The 20,868-nt window shown below is 63.7% G+C and carries 22 protein-coding genes; 6 read left to right on the forward strand and 16 right to left on the reverse strand.

Translation table 11 applies throughout. The features are described from left to right. The first annotated feature begins 132 nt into the window (after positions 1-132). Both gcvH and gcvP read left to right on the forward strand, forming a co-directional pair. On the forward strand, positions 133-525 hold the full coding sequence (gcvH, locus tag ACUN9Y_RS14085) for a glycine cleavage system protein GcvH (protein ID WP_445461347.1): 393 nt from the start codon (positions 133-135) through the stop codon (positions 523-525). 139 nt (positions 526-664) lie between these two features. Next, positions 665-3,559 carry an aminomethyl-transferring glycine dehydrogenase gene (gene gcvP / locus ACUN9Y_RS14090; RefSeq protein WP_445461348.1) on the forward strand — a complete coding sequence of 965 codons (2,895 nt, stop codon included), beginning with the start codon at positions 665-667 and terminating at the stop codon, positions 3,557-3,559. 245 nt (positions 3,560-3,804) lie between these two features. On the opposite strand, the gene ACUN9Y_RS14095 is transcribed toward gcvP, so the two are convergent. Beyond that, positions 3,805-4,725, reverse strand: a complete 921-nt coding sequence (locus ACUN9Y_RS14095; protein WP_445461349.1) for a LysR family transcriptional regulator — start codon at positions 4,723-4,725, stop codon at positions 3,805-3,807. A 138-nt stretch (positions 4,726-4,863) separates the two neighbouring features. Here ACUN9Y_RS14095 and ACUN9Y_RS14100 point away from each other — a divergent pair, with 138 nt between their 5' ends. After that, a complete protein-coding gene (locus ACUN9Y_RS14100) occupies positions 4,864-5,154 on the forward strand; it encodes a hypothetical protein (RefSeq protein ID WP_445461350.1) in 291 nt (96 codons plus the stop codon). A gap of 14 nt (positions 5,155-5,168) precedes the next feature. Continuing rightward, positions 5,169-6,542, forward strand: coding sequence for a nucleotide 5'-monophosphate nucleosidase PpnN (gene ppnN, locus ACUN9Y_RS14105; RefSeq protein WP_445461351.1), 1,374 nt, complete (start codon positions 5,169-5,171; stop codon positions 6,540-6,542). 133 nt (positions 6,543-6,675) lie between these two features. On the opposite strand, the gene ACUN9Y_RS14110 is transcribed toward ppnN, so the two are convergent. Both ACUN9Y_RS14110 and ACUN9Y_RS14115 read right to left on the reverse strand, forming a co-directional pair. After that, positions 6,676-7,044: a hypothetical protein gene (locus tag ACUN9Y_RS14110; RefSeq protein ID WP_445461352.1), complete on the reverse strand. Its 369-nt coding sequence runs from the start codon at positions 7,042-7,044 to the stop codon at positions 6,676-6,678. Continuing rightward, positions 7,044-7,508, reverse strand: coding sequence for a flavodoxin domain-containing protein (locus ACUN9Y_RS14115; RefSeq protein WP_445461353.1), 465 nt, complete (start codon positions 7,506-7,508; stop codon positions 7,044-7,046). Before ACUN9Y_RS14115 ends, ACUN9Y_RS14110 begins: the two co-directional genes overlap by 1 nt. Before the next feature lie 260 nt (positions 7,509-7,768). Between ACUN9Y_RS14115 and ACUN9Y_RS14120 the strand changes: the two genes are divergently transcribed. Then, on the forward strand, positions 7,769-7,975 hold the full coding sequence (locus ACUN9Y_RS14120; protein ID WP_445461354.1) for a DUF2788 domain-containing protein: 207 nt from the start codon (positions 7,769-7,771) through the stop codon (positions 7,973-7,975). Positions 7,976-8,200: 225 nt separating this feature from the next. Here the strand turns inward: ACUN9Y_RS14120 and ihfA are convergent, their stop codons facing one another. The 13 genes from ihfA to ACUN9Y_RS14185 all read right to left on the reverse strand — a co-directional run bounded on the left by ihfA (position 8,201) and on the right by ACUN9Y_RS14185 (position 20,669). Then, entirely contained in the window at positions 8,201-8,500 is a 300-nt protein-coding gene (ihfA, locus tag ACUN9Y_RS14125) for an integration host factor subunit alpha (protein WP_445461355.1), read from the reverse strand. A 59-nt stretch (positions 8,501-8,559) separates the two neighbouring features. Beyond that, positions 8,560-10,953: a phenylalanine--tRNA ligase subunit beta gene (gene pheT / locus ACUN9Y_RS14130; protein WP_445461356.1), complete on the reverse strand. Its 2,394-nt coding sequence runs from the start codon at positions 10,951-10,953 to the stop codon at positions 8,560-8,562. Positions 10,954-11,031: 78 nt separating this feature from the next. Beyond that, entirely contained in the window at positions 11,032-12,051 is a 1,020-nt protein-coding gene (gene pheS, locus ACUN9Y_RS14135; RefSeq protein WP_445461357.1) for a phenylalanine--tRNA ligase subunit alpha, read from the reverse strand. 201 nt (positions 12,052-12,252) lie between these two features. Then, positions 12,253-12,606 carry a 50S ribosomal protein L20 gene (gene rplT, locus ACUN9Y_RS14140; RefSeq protein ID WP_021817421.1) on the reverse strand — a complete coding sequence of 118 codons (354 nt, stop codon included), beginning with the start codon at positions 12,604-12,606 and terminating at the stop codon, positions 12,253-12,255. A gap of 38 nt (positions 12,607-12,644) precedes the next feature. Continuing rightward, on the reverse strand, positions 12,645-12,839 hold the full coding sequence (gene rpmI / locus ACUN9Y_RS14145) for a 50S ribosomal protein L35 (protein WP_021817420.1): 195 nt from the start codon (positions 12,837-12,839) through the stop codon (positions 12,645-12,647). 88 nt (positions 12,840-12,927) lie between these two features. After that, positions 12,928-13,524, reverse strand: coding sequence for a translation initiation factor IF-3 (infC, locus tag ACUN9Y_RS14150; protein WP_445461408.1), 597 nt, complete (start codon positions 13,522-13,524; stop codon positions 12,928-12,930). Between the two features lie 7 nt (positions 13,525-13,531). Then, positions 13,532-15,430: a threonine--tRNA ligase gene (thrS, locus tag ACUN9Y_RS14155; protein WP_445461358.1), complete on the reverse strand. Its 1,899-nt coding sequence runs from the start codon at positions 15,428-15,430 to the stop codon at positions 13,532-13,534. 268 nt (positions 15,431-15,698) lie between these two features. Beyond that, positions 15,699-16,514 (reverse strand): OmpA family protein, encoded by an 816-nt coding sequence (locus tag ACUN9Y_RS14160; RefSeq protein WP_445461359.1) that lies wholly within the window; start codon positions 16,512-16,514, stop codon positions 15,699-15,701. Between the two features lie 317 nt (positions 16,515-16,831). Then, entirely contained in the window at positions 16,832-17,299 is a 468-nt protein-coding gene (locus ACUN9Y_RS14165) for a DUF2489 domain-containing protein (RefSeq protein WP_445461360.1), read from the reverse strand. A 111-nt stretch (positions 17,300-17,410) separates the two neighbouring features. Next, entirely contained in the window at positions 17,411-18,322 is a 912-nt protein-coding gene (gene cyoE / locus ACUN9Y_RS14170) for a heme o synthase (RefSeq protein WP_445461361.1), read from the reverse strand. Further along, complete coding sequence (locus tag ACUN9Y_RS14175; RefSeq protein WP_445461362.1) at positions 18,315-19,367, reverse strand: COX15/CtaA family protein; 1,053 nt, start codon at positions 19,365-19,367, stop codon at positions 18,315-18,317. The genes cyoE and ACUN9Y_RS14175 overlap by 8 nt, the downstream gene beginning before the upstream one ends. Then, positions 19,360-19,914: a hypothetical protein gene (locus ACUN9Y_RS14180; RefSeq protein ID WP_445461363.1), complete on the reverse strand. Its 555-nt coding sequence runs from the start codon at positions 19,912-19,914 to the stop codon at positions 19,360-19,362. Before ACUN9Y_RS14180 ends, ACUN9Y_RS14175 begins: the two co-directional genes overlap by 8 nt. Continuing rightward, the gene (locus ACUN9Y_RS14185; RefSeq protein ID WP_445461364.1) at positions 19,911-20,669 is read right to left on the reverse strand and encodes an SURF1 family protein; all 759 of its coding nucleotides are present in this window, start codon (positions 20,667-20,669) and stop codon (positions 19,911-19,913) included. The genes ACUN9Y_RS14180 and ACUN9Y_RS14185 overlap by 4 nt, the downstream gene beginning before the upstream one ends. Between ACUN9Y_RS14185 and ACUN9Y_RS14190 the strand changes: the two genes are divergently transcribed. Beyond that, positions 20,668-20,859: a DUF2909 family protein gene (locus ACUN9Y_RS14190; RefSeq protein ID WP_445461365.1), complete on the forward strand. Its 192-nt coding sequence runs from the start codon at positions 20,668-20,670 to the stop codon at positions 20,857-20,859. The genes ACUN9Y_RS14185 and ACUN9Y_RS14190 overlap by 2 nt on opposite strands. The last annotated feature ends 9 nt before the right edge of the window (positions 20,860-20,868 follow it).

Genomic DNA, 20,868 nt, shown 5'->3' on the forward strand with positions numbered 1-20,868 from the left:
CCGTATCGTTCCACCCTGATCGAGGAAGCACCCTGACTCGGGGCGAAATCCCACCCCGAGAGACTCGCCAAACGACTCCTTTGGCGTTAGCATGCGCCAAACCGGAAAACCTTTTTCGTATAGGAAAACGCGATGAGCTCAATTCCCGCCAATCTTCGTTACGCCGCCAGCCACGAGTGGATCCTCGACAATGGCGACGGCACCGTGACCATCGGCATCACCGACCACGCCCAGGAAGCCCTCGGTGACGTGGTCTTCGTCGACCTGCCCGAGATCGGTACTCAGCTGGCCAAGGGCGACGAGTTCGGCGTCATCGAATCGGTCAAGGCGGCCTCCGACCTCTACGCGCCCATCGACGGCGAAATCGTCGAGGTCAACGAGGCCCTGGAAGACGCACCGGAAACCGTCAACGAGTCGCCCTACGAGGACGGCTGGATCATGAAGGTTCGTCTCGACGACAAGAACGTGCTCGACGAGCTGCTCGACGCCGACGCCTACCAGGCCGTGGCCGACGCCGACGATTGATGCACCCGGCTGCCCACCGGGCAGTCCGAGCGCAGGAGGCGGTCGCCAGCGCCTGGCGCCGCGAGCACCGCCTCCGTCCTGTCCCTTGTTGTTCTTCTATCCACCGGGCCCCGTGCCCGCCACGCTATCAGGGTGTTCCATGGCTTTTGACTCACGCCGTCTGGCCGAACTGGCCGATCACGATGCCTTCATTCGACGCCACAATGGTCCGCATGCCGACGATCGAGCCGCCATGCTGTCGGCGCTTGAGATGGACAGCGTGGAGACACTGATCGACAAGACCGTCCCCGCCAACATTCGCCTCGACAGGGAGCTGGACCTGGACCCGCCCAAGGCCGAAGCGGAAGCGCTGGACTACCTCTATCGCCTGGCCCGCCAGAACCGCGTGGCCCGCAGCTATATTGGCCAGGGTTACTATGACACCCACCTGCCGGCGGTCATTCAGCGCAACGTGCTGGAGAACCCGGGCTGGTACACCGCTTACACTCCCTACCAGCCAGAGATTTCTCAAGGCCGGCTGGAAGGGCTGCTCAATTTCCAGCAGATGGTCATGGACCTGACCGGCATGGAGCTGGCCAATGCCTCTCTGCTCGACGAGGCGACCGCCGCGGCCGAGGCCATGGCGCTATGCCGGCGCGCCAACAAGAAGGCCAAGTCCAACGCCTTCTTCGTCGCCGACGACGTCTTTCCGCAGACGCTGGACGTGCTGCGCACCCGGGCCGCCTGGTTTGGCTATGAGATCGTCACCGCCCCCGCCGAGAGCCTGGTCGAACACGACGTCTTCGGTGCCCTGCTGCAGTACCCCGGCAACGATGGTCGGGTCCACGATCTCGCGCCGCTGATCGACGCGGCCCGCGAGCGCGGCGTCATGACCTGCGTCGCCACCGACTTGATGGCCCTGGTCCTGCTCAAGGAACCCGGCCGGATGGGCGCCGACATGGTCGTCGGCTCGTCCCAGCGCTTCGGTGTGCCGATGGGCTTCGGCGGCCCCCACGCCGCCTTCTTCGCCACCACCGACAAGCTCAAGCGCTCCATCCCCGGGCGTATCATCGGCGTCTCGCAGGACATGCGTGGCAACACCGCCCTGCGCATGGCAATGCAGACGCGCGAGCAGCACATTCGCCGCGAAAAGGCCACCTCCAACATCTGTACTGCCCAGGCACTGCTGGCCAACATCGCCGGCTTCTACGCCGTTTATCATGGTGCCGAGGGCCTGCGCACCATCGCCGGGCGCATCCATCGCCTGACCACGCTGCTGGCCGCCGGCCTGACCCAGAAAGGCGTGACCCTGGCCAACGACAGCTGGTTTGACACCCTGCGTCTGTCCGGCGTCGACCGCGGCAAGATCCACGGCCGTGCCATGACCCACGAAGTCAATCTGCGCTACTTCGACAATGGCGACGTCGGCGTCAGCCTGGACGAGACCACCACCGCTCATGACCTGGATACGCTGTTCGACGTCCTGTTGGGCGAGGAGCATGGCCTCGGCGTTCGCGAGCTGGACGATGCCGCCGTTGCGGCCAAGGCCAGCGGCATTCCGCGTGTTTGCCAGCGCGAGAGCGACTTCCTGACCCACCCGACCTTCCAGCGCTACCGCAGCGAGACCGAAATGCTGCGCTACTTGAAGCGCCTGGAGAACAAGGATCTGTCGCTGGCCCACGCCATGATCCCGCTGGGCTCCTGCACCATGAAGCTCAACGCCACCAGCGAGATGATGCCGATCACCTGGCCGGAGTTCGCCCGCATCCACCCCTTCGCACCGAAGGATCAGGTCGCCGGCTACCGCCAGATGATCGATGAACTGGCCGCTTTCCTGGTCGAGATCACCGGCTATGACCACATCTCGATGCAGCCCAACTCGGGTGCCCAGGGCGAGTACGCCGGCCTGGTCGCCATCCGCCGCTACCAGGCCGCCCAGGGCGAAGGCGATCGCCACGTGTGCCTGATACCGAGTTCCGCCCACGGCACCAACCCGGCATCGGCCGCCATGTGCAGCATGAAGGTGGTGGTCGTCGAGTGCGATGAGGATGGCAACATCGATCTGGCGGATCTGAAGGCCAAGGCCGAGAAGCATGCCAGCGAGCTGTCCGCGATCATGCTGACCTACCCGTCGACCCACGGGGTGTTCGAGGCCGGCGTGCGCGACGCCTGCGACATCGTTCACGCCAACGGCGGCCAGGTCTACATCGACGGCGCCAACATGAATGCCCAGGTCGGCCTGGCCCGCCCGGGGGATTTCGGCGGCGACGTCAGCCACTTGAACCTGCACAAGACCTTCTGCATCCCCCACGGCGGCGGCGGCCCTGGCATGGGCCCCATCGGCGTCAAGTCGCACCTGATGCCGTACGTGTCCAACCACGTCGTGACGCCGCTGGACGGCGTCGACGCGGCCTCCGGCGCGGTCTCCGCGGCGGCGTTCGGCTCCGCCTCGATCCTGCCGATCTCCTGGGCCTACATCAAGATGATGGGCGCCCGCGGCCTGCGCGAGGCCACCGAGCTTGCGATTCTCGGCGCCAACTATATCGCCAGGCGCCTGGATGGCCACTACCCGGTCCTCTACAAGGGCGAGAACGGCACCGTGGCCCACGAGTGCATCATCGATATCCGCCCGCTCAAGGCGGCCTCCGGCATCAGCGAAGAAGACATCGCCAAGCGCCTGATGGACTACGGCTTCCACGCCCCGACCATGTCGTTCCCGGTGCCGGGCACGCTGATGATCGAGCCGACGGAATCCGAATCCCGCTACGAGCTGGACCGCTTCTGCGACGCCATGATCGCGATTCGCGCGGAGATCGCCAAGGTCCAGAACGGCGACTGGAGCGTCGACGACAATCCGCTGGTCAAGGCACCGCACACCATGGCCGACATCATGGACGGCGAGTGGAACCGAGCCTACTCCCGCGAGCTAGGCGCCTTCCCGTCGGAGGCGGTCAAGGCGGCCAAGTACTGGCCGGCGGTCAACCGGGTCGACAACGTGCTGGGCGACCGCCAGCTGATCTGCAGCTGCCCGAGCATTGACGAGTACCGCGATTAAGCTCGCACGCAAGCGCATCACCCGGCTACTGGCCGCCGTGATGCGCTAGTTGAAGGTCCCCGACACCCCGCCAAGGCGGGGTGTCGGCGGTTAGGATGCTACGCCTGCCAACCTCGGCACCGGGCCGACAGAACACAAGGGGCACGCGCACAGGTCGGCCGAGCCGACACCTGACGCTGCACAGCGAAGTCGCGGTCGCGCGATACGCCGGTACGAGGGGCCGTGCAGCGGGGATCGACCCGCGCTCAGGCCTCGACGACTGGGCGCCCTTCCGGGTGCCCAAAGCGCTCCAGATGACGCTGTTCGCGGAAACCGTCGAGCAGGCGGGTATAGCGGCTCGGCATGCGCGAGCCACGCCGAGTGATGAGGTACAGGGTTTCGTCCAGCGGCTGCGACAGGCTCAGTTCACGCACCTGGCGCTGCCACGGTGATGTCTCCAGCACCGGGCGCGACACCACCGTAAAGCCCAGTCCCCGCGCCACCGCATCGAGCACCATATTGACCTCGTTGGTGAAGCCCTGACGGGGAAACTGAGTCATCGAGCGGAAGTCATCGGGGAAGTTGGCTCGCAGCAGACGCGCGGCCTTGTCCAGGCCATCGGAGTACCCGATGAGTCCCAGACCCAGCAAGTCAGAGAGCTGGGTACCGGCAAAGTCCGCCGGCACGACCAGGCTCAAGGGCTCCTGATGCCACGCCGTGCAATCGAGCTCCGAATCCTTGACCGCCTCGGTGACTATCCCCACATCATGGCGACCGGCGAGCACGTCGGTGACGATTTCGTGATGGAAAGCAAAGCAATAATTGACGGTGAGTCCAGTATGCAATTGCTGCTGCCCGAGGATAAACGGATACAGCATCAAGCCGATGGAACCCGGCGAGGCGATCCGACATTCACCGCTGTCGAGGCTATCGTCGTCCAGGGAGTGGCGAAACACCTCATGTTCGGCGAACAGTTTCAAGGCATAGTCATGGGCCCTGCGCCCCGCCTCGGTCAGCCGAATGCGGCGGCCCTGACGCTCCAGCAAGGGTTTACCCAGATACTGCTCCAACTTGCGCACGTGCTGACTGACCCCCGGCTGAGTCATCTCCAGCCGGTGGGCCGTACGCGTAAAGCTGCCGGTTTCGACCAGCGTGATGAAGGTTCGGAAGTATTGGGCGTTGAACATGGGCAAGGACACAAGGCTAAGCGAGCGCGGACAGTCTACCACCTCGGCTTGCGCCCCGCAGCGCTGCGCCCCGAACCGGCCCGTGATAGCATCGACACCATGACTTTACCGATGCCAAATCACCAGGAACTTCGCCCCATGTCTGACCCCATCGTCGAACGCGCCGACGCCGTCAATAACGCCTTGCTGACCATGGAGCGCGAAGCCGCCGCCGACGACCTGTTTCCTCTGGGCTACCTGATTCCCCAGATTCCGCTGCTGGTTGACCAGCTCGACTACGACCCCGCCGACGTCAGCGCGGCGGACTTCGATGCCGTATTTCACGAATGGCTAGAGGGGTGCTTCGCCCAGGACAGCATGAGCGATGCCGACCAGAACGCCGTGCGCACCCTCTTCGACCAGGCCTGCCATCAGGCCGGCACGCCCTGACAAGGAAGCCTTAGATGCCCGAGACTATTTCCACGACGATTTCGCCGGAAGGCAGCCTTGAGATCCTCTCCCAGCACGAGGTAAACCGCCTGCGCGATACGTCGCGCACCGGCCTGCACGACCTGCTCAGGCGCTGCGCCCTGGCCGTGCTCAACTCCGGCAACCCCATGGACGATGGCCTGGCCCTGATGGAGATGTACCACGACTTCGATATCGAAGTGCTCCAGCAGGACCGCGGCGTGCGTCTTCAGTTGACCAATGCCCCCGCCGAGGCCTTCGTCGATGGCCGCATGATTCGTGGCATCCGCGAGCACCTGTCGTCGGTCCTGCGTGACATCGTCTACGTCTACAACGAGATCCAGACCCACAACCGCTTCGACCTGGAGACGGGCGAAGGCACCACCAACGCCGTCTTCCATATCCTGCGCAAGGCCGGCACCCTGAAGCCGAGTCGCGACCCGAGCCTGGTGGTGTGCTGGGGCGGCCACTCGATCTCCCGTGAAGAGTACGAATACACCAAGGATGTGGGGTATCACCTGGGGCTGCGCGATCTGGACATCTGCACCGGATGCGGCCCCGGCGCCATGAAGGGCCCGATGAAGGGCGCCAACGTCGCCCACGCCAAGCAGCGGCGCTACCCCGGACGCTACCTCGGCGTTTCCGAGCCCGGCATCATCGCCGCCGAGGCGCCGAACCCCATCGTCAACGAACTGGTGGTGATGCCGGATATCGAGAAGCGCCTGGAGGCCTTCGTGCGCCTGGGCCACGCCATCATCGTCTTCCCCGGCGGCGTCGGTACCGCCGAGGAGATCCTCTATCTGCTCGGCATTCTGCTGCACCCGAACAACGCCGACATGGAGCTACCGGTCATCTTCACCGGTCCCGCCAGCGCCGCCGCATACTTCGAGCGCATCGACGAGTTCCTGGTCTATACCCTCGGCGAATCCGTGCGTCGCCTGTACCGTATCGTCGTCGACGACCCCACCGAGGTCGCGCGCCTGATGCGCACCGACATCGACAAGGTGACGGAATATCGCCGAGCCCGCCAGGACGCCTTCTACTACAACTGGCGCCTCACCGTCGCCCGCGACTTCCAGGAACCGTTCATCCCTACCCACGAGGCCATGGCCGGACTCGACCTCAAGCGTGAACTGCCCAAGCACGTGCTGGCGGCCAACCTGCGTCGGGCCTTTTCCGGGATTGTCGCCGGCAACGTCAAGGAACAGGGCATCCGCGCCATCGAGGCCCACGGCCCCTTCCGCCTGCATGCCGAGCCCGACCTGATGGCCAAGCTCGATGCGCTGCTGACGTCCTTCGTCGCCCAGGGCCGCATGAAGCTCGCCGGCGACTACGTGCCCTGCTACACCCTCGGCGGCGACACCGCCTAATCAGGCCCGACGTCACCGAATCAGGCACGGGACGGCATCGGCACCCGACGCCTCCCGCTAACGACAACGCCCCCGATACGCGAGTATCGGGGGCGTTGTCGTCAGGGGATCGTAGCCTCTCAGCGCGAGCCGACTAGGCCTTCTCGCGCCACAGCAATACCACCGCATGCAGCACCAGGCCCGCCGTGGTGCCCTGCGAAAGCGTAATGACGCTGACCACCACGCCGCCGACTACGAGCTTGTAGAGCACCATGCCGAGCACCCCGAGCACCAGGCTGCCCAGCAAGATAAACAACAGCCGCAATACGCGCGAGCGGCCGTCGCCATCGAGCAGGCGCCATTGAATGACGGTGGCCACCGCCACCACAGCGAGCATCCCCCACATCAGGGTCTCGCGGGTAGCATGCCCTTCCATCTGGTAGCGAGGCACCGCCAGCGCCATCACCACCATCAGCCCGACCATCAGGCTCAAGCGAGCCGCACTCGCGATTCGGGTCGCCATCAGACCACCTTCAGGTCTTGGCCGGCAATCCAGGCCTCGACCCACGGAAGCGCGGCATCATCGGCCATGAAGGTCTCCATGGCATCGACCTCGAGACGCTCATCCAGGCGTTGAGCCCCCTGGTCCTGAAGCAGGTCATCGAGGCGCCGACCGGCACCGCAGAAGGTGTCTCCGTAGGAGCTGTCACCGAGGGCAATAAGCCCATAACGAAGCTCCGCCAGCCCTGGGCTCTTGTCCTGAAGTTCACGCACGAAGGGGACGAAGTTACCCGGAAAATCACCGCTACCGGTGGTCGACAGGCAGAACAGCGCAAGGTCGGTGTCTTCGCCGGTGATGTCGGCAAGCGTCGGCTGCTCAACGATGGCAACCTCGTAGCCCGCATCTTCAAACAGCGGCTTGACCTGTTCGGCCACGTCGAGGGCACCACCATACATGGTGCCAACAAGGATCTTAAGCATGGGCATGTCGTGGAATTACCTGAGGATTTTGGTCGGATTCTAGCACGCAAGCACGGTCCGGCGCATCCTCGGACAACCTGCACCAAAAGGCGCAAAGCGATACCATGGGCCCACCGCGACGGGGACCGATCAGCGGCGGTTGCCACGCGGCCGCCCCCCCCGGCTCACTCCCGGGCAGTCCAGCGTCCGCCCTGTGTGTCAACCTAAGCCTGCGCCACGCGCCACACCGATGCCCACTTCCCCCACCACGACCAAGGAGCCCTACCATGCGCGCAGCCTTCGACACCTGGATCACACCGATCATGATCGGCGGCCTGATCATTTTCATGTGCTTCATCATCTGGGACCTGGCGCGCGAGTCCAAGGCCGGCCGCTTCGGCACCATCATGCTGTTCATCGTCCTCGGCGCCGGCATGCTCGGCTATGTGCTGAAGGTGGTCATCACCTGGTACCTCGAGAGCCAAGGCGTCTAGCCATAGCCGCGGACAACCGGTCTATCGGCTAGCGCCGTTGTGATAACCCTCAGGGCACCGCACCAGAAAGGCCGACCGCAAGGGTCTGTTGAGAGATCGGCTCAGCGGCCGCCGCCCTTGCGGCTGCCCGCGTCGGGCATAAAAAATGCCGGCTCCTGAGGGAGCCGGCACTTCTCTACCAATGCAGCGTCTCGAGCGCCTCGGCCAGACGGACTGGCCGAGGGGTCATTCGTCGTCGTCGCCGCTGCCGACCTGACTCTTCAACTTCTGCCCCGGCCGAAAGGTCACCACTCGCCGGGCAGAGATCGGAATCTCCTCCCCGGTCTTGGGGTTACGCCCCGGCCGTTCGCGCTTGTCGCGCAGGTCGAAGTTGCCGAACCCCGACAGCTTGACCTGCTCGTTTTCCCGCAGGCAGGAGCGGATTTCCTCGAAAAAGGCTTCCACCATGGACTTCGCCTCACGCTTCGAGAGGCCAAGCTCGGTGTGCAGATGCTCGGCCAATTCCGCCTTGGTCAACGCTCCCATGTGCTGTTCCTCACGGTGGTGGTCAAGCCCTCCGTCCACGCCGGTCCCTTCGGCGGCGATCACCCTTGCGACCCTGCTCGCAGCTCCGCACTGAGCTGCTGCTGAGCCGCAGCGACGATGGCATCGACCAACTGATTGATTTCATCGTCATTTAGCGTGCGCGAAGGATGCTGCCAGGTCAAGCCTAGAGCCACACTCTTACGACCATCGGCCACCCCCTTGCCCTGATAGACGTCGAACAGGGCGATGTCGCTGAGCCATTCACCGGCCTGACGGCGGGCGCTATCGAGCAGAGACTGCACCGCGACATGCTCATCCACTACGAAGGCCAGGTCACGGCGCACCTCGGGAAAACGCGATAACGGCTTGAAGGCCGGGACGCGCCCCCGCGTCAACGCATCGAGGCGCACCTCGAACAGCACCGCATCGGTCTTGAGGCCGAGCTTGGCGCGAACGGCGGGATGCAGGGTACCGATCCAGCCGGCCTCCTCGCCGCGATGGAGAATCCGTGCGCACTGCCCGGGATGCAGCGACGGATGAACACCGGCCTCGAAACGCCAGGCATCGGCATCGCCAGCGACGCCCAGCAGGCTCTCCAGGTCGCCCTTGAGATCGAAGAAATCGACCGCCTCACGACCGCCGGTCCAGCCTTCGGGGAGCCGCGAGCCACAGGCCACGGCACCGATCATCGGGAGCTGCTCCAGGTCATCGAGCTCGCCGCGAAACACCAGGCCACTCTCGAACAGCCGCACACGGCTCTGCTGGCGATTGAGGTTATGCTCCAACGACCGGATCAATCCCGGGAACAGGCTGGCGCGCATCACCGACAGATCCGCGGAGATGGGGTTGGCAAGCGTCGGTGACACCGCCTCAGGCAGCAACACCTGCTGCAGCTCCGGCGCCACAAAGCTATAGGTGATCGCCTCCTGATAGCCTCGTGCGGTCAGCTGACGGCGCAGGCTGGCGAGCGGGCTGGCGGCCTCATCGTCCGGCCTCAGCGCCAGACGCACCGCCGGACGACGCACCGGCAAACGGTTGTATCCGTGGATACGCGCGACCTCTTCGACGAGGTCCTCCTCGATGGACACGTCGAAGCGCCAGGACGGCACCTTGACGCTCCAGCCGTGGTCGCCGTCCTCGACCAGCATGCCTAACCGCTCGAGGATCTCGCCGACCTCGGCATCGGGAAGGCGCTTGGACAGCGCCTGTGCAAGCCGCTCGCGGCGCAGCGTCACTTGCTGGACGGCGGGCAGGTGAGCGGGGCTGGCCTGATCATTGATCGGCCCCGGCTCGCCACCGCAGATCGCCAACAACAGCTCGGTCGCCCGCTCGATGGCTCGACGGGTCTGGGACGGGTCCACGCCACGCTCGAAGCGATGAGAGGCATCGGTATGCAGGCCGTAGGAACGCGCCTTGCCGGCGACCGCCAACTGGGTGAAGAAGGCACCCTCGAGGAAGATGTCGCGTGTCTCGGTGGCAACGCCGGAGTGCTCGCCCCCCATGATACCGGCCAGGGCCAAGGGCCCCTTGTCATCGGCGATGATCAGGGTCGAGGCATCGAGTGCGACGGTCTGCCCGTCGAGCAACACCAGCTCTTCGCCCTGACGCGCCAGACGCACGACAACGCCACCGCTGAGATTCGCCACGTCGAAGGCGTGCAACGGCTGCCCGAGCTCCAGCATCACGTAGTTGGTCACATCCACCGCCGGGTCGATGCTGCGTACGCCGCTTCGACGCAGCCGCTCGACCATCCAGGTCGGGGTCGCGGCGGCGATATTGACGCCCTTGATCAGGCGCCCGATGTAGCGCGGGCACAGCTCGGGGTCATCGACGCGAACCGGGAACACCGCATCGTGAGTCGGCGGCACTTCACGCGCCGCCGGCGCGGTCAGCGGGAGGCGGTTCAGGACCCCGACCTCCCTCGCCAGGCCCTGGACACTCAAGCAATCACCCCGGTTGGGCGTCAGGTCGACCTCGATGGTGTGATCGTCAAGGCCGAGGTAATCACGCAGGCTATCGCCCACCGGCGCCTCGACGGGCAACACCAGAATACCCTCGGAGGTGCCCTCCTCGAGGCCGAGTTCGGAGGCCGAGCAAATCATGCCGCGAGACTCGACGCCTCTGAGCTTGGCCTTCTTGATCTTGAAGTCGCCGGGCAGCACCGCTCCGACCCGCGCGAACGGAATGCGCTGACCCACGGCGACGTTGGGTGCGCCGCAGACGACCTGCACACGCTCGCCGCTACCGTCTTCGACCTGACAGACATTGAGCTTGTCGGCATCCGGGTGCTGGACCTTCTCGACCACCTCGGCGACCACGACCGCGGAAAATGCCGCGGCTACCGGCGCGACGGCGTCGACCTCGAGGCCCGCCATGGTGATCTGGTCGGCCAGGCCCTGGGTCGAAAGCTGCGGTGAGACCCACTCACGCAGCCACTGTTCGGAAACTTTCATGACGACTCCTGTTGCGTCCTGTGAGGCGTTCTGTTCAGGCGGCCGGGGCCTTGATGACCAGGCCCGGCCGCGAATGGATCAGTGGAACTGGCGCAGGAAGCGCAGGTCGTTGTCGAAGAACAGACGCAGGTCGTTCACGCCGTAGCGCAGCATGGCCAGGCGCTCCGCCCCCATGCCGAAGGCAAAACCGGTGTAGCGCTCGGGGTCGATGCCGCCATGACGAAAGACCTCCGGGTGCACCATGCCGCAACCCATGATCTCGAGCCAGCCGGTGTGCGAACAGACCCGGCAACCATCGCCGGAACACATCACACAGGCGATATCGACCTCCGCCGACGGCTCGGTAAACGGAAAGTAGGACGGACGGAAACGCACCGAAAGATCGTCGCGCTCGAAGAAGGCATGCAGAAAGTCTTCCACAGTGCCTTTCAGGTCGGCAAAGCTGACGCCTTCATCGATCAGCAGCCCCTCGACCTGATGGAACATCGGCGTGTGGGTCAAATCGGAGTCGCTGCGATAGACGCGCCCAGGACACACGATGCGGATCGGCGGTTCGGCGTCTTTCATGGTGCGCACCTGCACCGGTGAGGTGTGGGTACGCAGCAGCCGAGTGGCGTCGAAGTAAAACGTATCGGCCATCCCCCGAGCGGGGTGATGGGCCGGAATGTTGAGCGCTTCGAAGTTGTGGTAATCGTCTTCGAGTTCAGGACCGACGGCAACGTCATAGCCGATGCGCTGGAACAGCCCCTCGATGCGCTCGAGGGTGCGCGTCACCGGGTGCAGACCGCCACCGGGCTGCCCACGCCCTGGGAGGGTGACATCGAGGCGTTCCGCGGCGAGACGCTCGTCCAGGGCGGCCTGGGCCAGCCTCTCGCGGCGGGCCTCCAGCTCGCCGGCCAGCGCCTGCTTGGCCTGGTTGATGCGTTCCCCCGCCGCCGGGCGCTCCTCGGGGGGCAGCTTGCCTAGCCCCTTGAGCAGCGCCGTCAGCTCGCCCTTCTTGCCCAGGTAGCGCACGCGAATATCGTCCAGCGCGCTGATGCCGTCGGCGGCCTGGATGGCCTCACGAGCTTGTTGAACCAGTTCGGGAAGGTGGTCCATCCGTAGAGCTCCGATATCGTTGATCTGACGCATTGAGAAAAAAGAATCGCCTAAAAAAACAGGGGAAGAGCGGCTGCTCTTCCCCTGGGACGATCATGGTCTGGCGCTCTCTCCGAGCCTAGCCAAGACTGGCTAGTGTCCTCGACTCGCAAGCCCTGGGGGCGTGCAGGCCAGAGAGCGCCGTCCGATAATCGGACTCACTTACTGGGCAGCCTTGGCCTTCTCGACGATGGCAGCAAAGGCCGCCTTCTCGTGAACGGCCAGGTCAGCCAGGACCTTACGGTCGATCTCGATACCGGCCTTCTTCAGGCCACCGACGAAGCGGCTATAGGACAGACCGTGCTGACGAGCACCAGCGTTGATACGCTGGATCCACAGGGCACGGAACTGACGCTTACGCTGACGACGGTCGCGATAGGCGTACTGACCGGCCTTGATGACCGCCTGCTTGGCGACGCGGAAAACGCGCGAACGGGCACCGTAGTAACCCTTGGCCTGCTTAAGAATCTTCTTGTGACGACGACGAGCGACGACACCACGCTTGACACGAGTCATAGCTTTCTCCTGACGTTAAAAACGGTTCACCAAGGGTGTTAGATGTACGGCAACATGCGACGCACGAGTGCCTTGTCGGCATCGTGGATCTGCTGCATGCCGCGCAGCTGACGCTTACGCTTGGTGGACTTCTTGGTCAGAATGTGGCTACGGAAAGACTGCTTGTGCTTGAAGCCGTTCGCGGTCTTCTTGAAGCGCTTGGCGGCGCCACTGTTGCTCTTGATCTTCGGCATGAGGATAAACTCCGCTCATGGATTATTGAGAAAATTCGGGGCCTATCGCCAACCCTGGGGTCGGCGATCCGTTTGACTGGCCGTCGAATCACTTCTTCTTGGGGGCAATGATCATGATCATCTGGCGGCCTTCCATCTTGGGGAAGGACTCCACGGTCCCGAGTTCCTCGAGGTCCGCAGCGATCCGCTCCATCAGCTTGCGGCCGATGTCCTGGTGCGCCATTTCACGCCCGCGAAAACGCAGGGTGACCTTGCCCTTGTCGCCACCTTCGAGGAACCGGATCAGGTTCTTCATCTTGACCTGATAGTCGCCCTCGTCGGTGCCAGGCCGGAACTTGACTTCCTTGACCTGGATCTGCTTCTGCTTCTTCTTCTGAGCAGCTTTCTGCTTCTTCTGCTCGAAGACGAATTTGCCGTAGTCCATGATCTTGCAGACGATGGGGTCGGCATTAGAAATCTGAACCAGATCCATCCCTTCCGACTCGGCGCGCTCGAGTGCATCGCTGGTTTCTACGATACCGAGCTGTTCGCCGTCGCTGGCGATCAGGCGGACCTGATCTTCGGTGATGCGATCGTTCATTGGCGGACGCTTGTCTTGGGGGCGTCCTCTGGGGTTGCTTCGCTTGATGGTTCCGTCTCCACTTTTGCTTAGGAAGATGTCGCTCGAGGGGCGGCCACATGCCACCTCCCCGTTAGTACCGCTCGGCCTGGGCTCGCTCGATGAAGGCATCCACCGTCATGGTGCCCAGATTTTCGCCGGTGCGCGTGCGCACCGCCACCGAGTCGGCCTCGACTTCCTTATCTCCGACCACCAGGAGATAGGGGACCTTCTGCAACGTATGCTCGCGAATTTTAAAGCCGATCTTCTCGTTCCTCAAGTCCGACTTGACGCGAAGACCGATTTTTTGCAGCCGAGAGGTCAGTTTTTCGGCGTAATCGCGCTGGGCATCGGTGATGATCATGACCACCACCTGCTCAGGAGCAAGCCACAGCGGCATGGCACCGGCGTAGTGCTCGATCAAGATACCGATGAAGCGCTCCATCGAACCAACGATGGCTCGATGCAGCATGACCGGCGCCTTGCGCTCGCCAGCCTCGGTAACATACTGAGCCCCGAGGCGAGTGGGCATCATGAAATCGACCTGCATGGTGCCTACCTGCCACTCACGCCCCAGGCAATCCTTCATGTGGTACTCGATCTTGGGACCATAGAAGGCGCCCTCGCCGGGCAGTTCCTGCCACTCGACGTCGCAGGCCCTGAGCGCACCGCGCAAAGCGTCCTCGGCGCGATCCCAGACATCATCGTCACCGATACGCTTGTCGGGACGCAGGGCGATCTTGATGGCGATATCGTCGAACCCGAAATCGCTGTAAACCTTGAGCGCCTGACGATGAAAGCTCGTGACCTCGGGCTCGACCTGAGCCTCGGTGCAGAACACATGGCCGTCATCCTGGGTGAAAGCACGCACCCGCATGATGCCGTGCAAGGCGCCGGACGGCTCATTGCGGTGGCAGCCACCAAACTCACCGAAGCGCACCGGCAGCTCGCGATAGCTGCGCAGGCCCGAATTGAACACCTGAACGTGGCCCGGGCAGTTCATCGGCTTGAGCGCGTACTCCCGCTTCTCCGATTCGGTGAAGAACATGCCATCGGCGTAGTTGTCCCAATGCCCCGACTTCTTCCACAGCGACACGTCCATGATCTGCGGGCAACGAATCTCCTGGTAGCCGCCCTCCTTGTACACGCCACGCATGTACTGCTCGACCCGCTGCCACAGGGTCCAGCCGTTGGGGTGCCAGAACACCATGCCGGGCGCCTCTTCCTGCATATGGAAGAGATCGAGACGACGCGCCAGCTTGCGGTGATCTCGCTTTTCGGCCTCTTCGAGGCGATGCAGGTAAGCCTTGAGCTGCTTCTTGTCGCCCCAGGCGGTGCCATAGATGCGTGTCAGCATCGCGTTCTCGGCGTTACCCCGCCAGTACGCGCCGGCCAGCTTGGTCAGCTTGAACGCCTTCAAATGCCGCGTATTGGGGACGTGGGGGCCCCGACACATGTCGGTATATTCCTGGTGATGATAGAGACGAATGGTCGCCTCTTCGGGAATATCACGCACGATTTCCTGCTTGTACGGTTCGTCACGATGCAGAAATGCCAGCATCGCCTTGTCGCGATCAACGTATTCGCGAACGACGTCGTACTCTTCATCGATCAGCTGCTTCATGCGCTTCTCGATGGTCTCCAGATCGTCTGGCGTGATCGACTGGCCAAAATCAACGTCGTAGTAGAACCCATCGTCGATGACCGGGCCGATCGCCATCTTGGCCTCGGGGTAGAGCTGCTTGACCGCATGGCCGATCAGGTGAGCACAGGAGTGGCGAATGATCTCGACGCCCTCCTCGTCGCGCGCGGTCAGTATCGCCACCGTCGCATCGCTATCGATCATGTCGGCAGCGTCGACCAGTTGTCCGTCGATCTTGCCGGCCACACAGGCCTTGGCAAGGCCCGGCCCGATACTCTCGGCCAGCTGCATGACGCTGACCGGTTCATCGAAGGTTCTTTGACTGCCGTCGGGCAGTGTCACGATGGGCATGAAGGCTGTCCTTGTGCGCAGTGGTGATCCATACCAGGGATCACGTGTCGCCATCAGATTGATTCGTGGGGTGAAACAGCGCCATAGACTAGCAGAATCGGCCCCTGGTGCGCCATGGCTTGCTGCCGCGCCACTCCTGCACCGGCTTTCCGCCACCGCGCAGCCGGTCGTAAACGCAACGAGGCGCCCGAAGGCGCCTCGTTGAGTTCGCGACTTCCGGTTCAGCACCGGGAATCACGAAGGGTCAAAGCCGGTTTTTACACCAGGCTTACTGCCACTCGCCCAGCTCCACGCGACGATTCTCGGCACGGCCGGCGTCGGTGTCATTGGTAGCGACAGGCTGCTCTTCACCGTAACCGATGGCACGCATGCGGTTCGGCTGAACGCCTTGGCTGGCCAGATAGCGAGCGACGGACGTAGCGCGTTCCTGGGACAGCTGCTTGTTGTAGGTGTCAGAACCCACGGAGTCAGTGTGACCTTCGATGCGCACGCCGACGTTCGGGTTGGCACGCAGACGCTCGGCAACGCCGGCCAGAACCTGTTCTGCCGGAGCAGTCAGGGTGGCGGAGTCGAACTCGAAGTTCACGTCACGCAGGACCAGGTCCTTCTCGCAACCCAGAGCGTTGACTTCGACACCAGCCGGGGTACCCGGGCACTGGTCCTGGAAGTCCGGCACGCCGTCGTTGTCGGAGTCCAGCGGGCAGCCGACCGCGTCCACGGCGACACCAGCCGGAGTACCCGGGCACTGGTCGTTGGCGTCATAGACACCGTCGCCATCGCTGTCGGTCGGAGCGGCTTCCATCGGCTCCTTGTTCGGCTCGGCACACAGCAGAGCACCGGCAACGGTACCCACGGTTGCGCCAACAGCAGCACCGGTGTCTTCATCGGAATCGCTGGTGGTGCCGTAGCCGATACCACCACCGATCAGGCCGCCAGCCAGACCGCAGACCAGCGGATGCTGATACCAGGCCTTCTCGCTGGAAGCGCTCATGCCGGAGGAAGACTGTGAAGCGGAGCTGGCGCAGCCGGAAAGGCCGACAACCAGAGCAGAACCGAGCAGCAAGCCAGTCGTTGATTTTTTCATGTAAGACTCCTTCTTCTTTTGACACTAATGCTGAATACCGGGTAACCCTGTTCTTCAGCGGGTCCAATGATGTGCCGAACGAGAAACAGGATAAGTACCCCACTTCCTCACTGGCAAGAAAAGCATGAAATGTTTCGCCTAGCCAGTCTTGTAGACGAGAACAAGTCAACGCCTTTCGCCATCGGCGTAATCGCGCAGCGAACTGCCGTCGCGACCGATCCCTTGCAGTAAAACATGATGGCGTATCATTTCTGTACAATCAAATATGCATAAGAATTGATGCGCTGTCACGCCCTTTCGAACGCTGTTCGCAAATCTCAGTGGAGACTGTCGGGGTAACGGGCCTGAAAATCCAGCGCGGCCTGTGCCGCAGCCAGCACGGCGTCCCGATACTCCTCCTCCACCGCCAGACGTTGCTTGTCTTCGGCGAAGCGCTGCTGCGCCGTCAAGGCTTTCCGTGCCTGGTGCGTATGGAGGTGCCGGGTGCGTTCATAAACCTCGCCAAAGGCCTGAAATTCCTGCCGATCCAGCAACGATGGATCGATCACTTCGAGCAGCACCTTGCACCGCCAGGCACCTTCGGTAACGTCAACTTGACGCTGCGCGAGTGCCGCCGCCACGAATCCAAGATTCTCCAGGCCATTCTCCTGGGCGCGCCGTTCTTCATCGCGACGAAAAGCCGACCGGCGGCCAACTTCCTTTCGCAGTGACCAAGCATACCAGGCCAACGCAACAATGATCGCGAATCCGAGGACCAGCAGGCCCAGGGCCAGAGTCATGGACATGAAGCTTCCCCGATGTGGTGTGTGCAGGCTGCATTCTACACACCCACCCGGCGCAGAAAAGCCCAACAAGGCGATCTCACGAACCTGCCGTCAGCGCGACGCCTTGCACGCTCAATGCCACGCCATCGCCAGGTAGTGATCGGCCAGCAATAGCAGGAAAACCCCGAGCAGATAGCGGATGGAAAACCAGAAGGCGCGGATCGGCGCCTGCTCATCACGCCCCCGCCACACCCGCAGGTTCCAGACCATGAAGCGAACATTCAATACGCTGACGCCGACCAGATAGAGCCAACCGCTCATGCCGATGGCAAACGGCAGCAGGGTCGCCGCCACCGTCAGCCAGCCGTAGAGCCAGACCTGCAAGCGGGTGAAGGCTTCACCATGGGTCACCGGCAACATCGGCACCCCCGCCTGGGCGTACTCCTCGCGCTTATGAATCGCCAACGCCCAGAAATGGGGTGGTGTCCAGGCGAAGATGATCAGCATCAGCAGCAGCGGCTCGGGCCCCAGGGTACCGGTCACACTCGTCCACCCCAGCAGCGGCGGCGCCGCGCCGGCGACGCCCCCAATCACGATATTCTGTGGCGTGGCACGCTTCAGAAACAACGTATAGACAAGGGCGTAACCGATCAGCGAAGCCAGCGTCAACCAGGCCGTCAGCGTATTGACCATGAGTGCCAGGAGCGCGATGCCGGAAACCGATAGCGCCATCGCCCAGGTCAGCGCCAGCGGCAGCGAGAGACGGCCCGAGGCGAGAGGCCGGCGTGACGTTCGGCGCATCAAGGCGTCGAGGCGCCGGTCGACCACATGATTGATCGCGGCGGCACCGGCGGCGGCAAGCGCGATCCCGAGCTGCCCGAAGATCACCGTGGACAGCGGCGGCATTGGTGCGGCCAGCAGCATGCCGACCTGGGAGCAGACCAGCATGACCGCCACGACTCGCCACTTGCACAACGCCACCAGGTCCTGAAGGACCGCGAGATGACTGCCCGACCGGGGGGGTAACAGCAATGACTCACGCATGCAGCCAGCCTCCGCGCTTTCCTTGGGTCTTGGCGACGGCGGCGAGGCTCAGGCCCTGCCGGCGTTTCCAGCAACACAGCGTGAAGGCAAACACCACAAGCACCGCGCCCGCCGTATGCAAGAGCGCCAGCCCCAGCGGCAGCCACAGCAGGACATTGGCCACACCCAGCGCTACCTGCAGGAGCAAGGCACCCACCAGGCTGGCAAGCCATGGCCTCAGGGGCGCTTCCTGCCAGTGCCTGACGACCAGCAGGACCAGCGTCACGGCCAGCAGCAATGCGCCCACTCGATGGGCCAAGTGGATGGTGCTGCGAGCTTGCGCATGGAGCTGCCCATAGAGATAGTTCGGACCGACCGTCTGGGTGAGATGAAACCCTTCTCCCCAGTCGGTCTCGGGCCACCACTGACTATTGCAGGTGGGAAACCCCTGACAGGCGATACCGGCGTAGTTGCTCGAGGTCCAGCCGCCAAGCCCCAACTGCAGCACCAGCAACACCGCCGCCAGCCACCACAAGCGGCCCAACGGGCGACACGGCAGGCGACCTTGACGACGCGCCACGCGGCGTAGACGAAGGTGCAACCAGATAAACAGCGTCATCACCGACAAACCGCCCAGCAGATGCAGGGTCACGACCTGCGGCCATAGCTTGAGCGTCACGGTATAGGCACCGAACGCGCCCTGGATCATCAACATCGTGAACAGCGCCACGATCAGGCGCCAGGGAAAGCCCGACAGGCACCGCAACCGCCAGCTCAAGACCACCAGCGTCATGGCGAGCAACCCCAGCAGGGTGGCCAGATAGCGATGAATCATCTCCATCCAGGCCTTCGAGGCCTCCAGCGGCACCTCGGGGCTATGTAACAATGCGCGGCCGGCATCGGGCACCACCAGCGCGCCGTAGCACCCCGGCCAGTCGGGGCAGCCAAGGCCTGCATCCAGCAGCCGCGTCCAGGCGCCGGCGAGAATCACCACCGCCGTAAAGACCGCCCCCACCAGGCTAAGTGTGCGCAACAGTGTCAAGCGTGAACAGATGGCCTCAGACATCGCCTCGCCCTCCTTCCCCCTCATCGCGCAGCGGCGTCATCGGTGATTCCGGATTCATCTTCAAGAGCTTCTCGATATCATCGAGCACCGCGGCCGTCTCCACCTGTGCCGGATAGGCGAGTGCAATACGACCCTCGGGATCGGCAATCCACAGCGCGCGCCCGGCCTGCCATTTGGGCGCCTCGCCCCGCCAGTGCGCTAAGCGCTCGCCAGGGAGCGCCTTGTCCTGCCCGCCGATACGAATGCGGCTGATACGATGGGCATCCTTGCCGAGGGCACGATGCAATCGCCACCAGCGATCGGCGTCCTGCTCGCAGCCGGCCTGGCAGGCATACACCATCACCCAGTCATCCGGCCCCACTTCTCCGCTGCGCTCCAGCGGCCAGTCATCGAGCTCCGGCAAGACCAGGTCGAGGTCACCATGGGCCGTGCGCCCTTCCGGAATACCGACCCCCCACTGCACCATCCCCCAGGCCACCGCCATGGGCAGGAGAAAGATCGCGATCAGCGCGATCAGCTTGAGCTTCTGCCATGCCTGATGAGTCATCCGCCTGCCTCCTGGGATCCTGTTCCCTGCTTTCCCGGACACGGTGTCTGGCGTCGATCTGCCGACAGGCGCCGTGCCCCCACTACCAATGCCACCAATGCCACCAGCGAGAGCCCCCACCACTGGAACGCGTAGGCCAGGTGTCGCTCAGGCGGCATGACGTTGGGCGTCCACCAGCTTTCCAGAAACCCATCGCCCGCCTCCTGATGCAGCCATCCCGGAAAGGCGAAGCCATCACGCCAGGCGCCGAGTTCGATCCGCTGTAACCGCTCTCCCTCGCGGTTGTCACCGAAGATCGGCGCGCGATCGCCGGCCTCTTGCCAGCGTGCCACGATGCGCACTTCCCCGGAAGGCGTCTCGACCCGCGGCGCTTGCCGCGACACCCCCATCTCCAGAAAGCCCCGGTCGACCAGCCAGCGCCGTCCGCTGCGATCGACAAGCGGGGTCAGTACCGCCACCCCCAGCCGACCATCGAAGGTCCGATTGTCGAGAAACAGCGTGTCCACGGCGATGAAACGCCCCTGCAGAACCACCCGGCTGCCGTCCATCGGCTGCGTGGCCGGCGCCTGAAGCGTCGGCGCTGCGGCAAGCTTTTCGAGATAGACGCGCTTGCCGGCGGCCCGCTCCCACTGCCATAGTCCCAACCCTATGCCCAAGGCCATCAGTGCGAGGCATAGCAGGCACCACCCCACCAGCCGCCCCCGCGGCCGCGCGCCCTGACCCTTTTCACCTGCCCCATGACGGAATCGCACCATGCTGCTCAAGATCCTGATAGCAATAGTCTTCGTGGCCATGCTGACCAGCCTCGCCGCCGGGGTGGGCTTCTTGCTCAAGGACACCAGCGACTCTCGGCGGTTGCTGACCTCTTTGAAGATTCGTGTCTCCCTGGCCGCGACCCTCCTGGCACTGCTCGCCTACGGGTTCCTCAGCGGTCAACTCGGCTAGCGTTGCGCC

The sequence above is a fragment of the Halomonas sp. V046 genome (assembly GCF_052645355.1).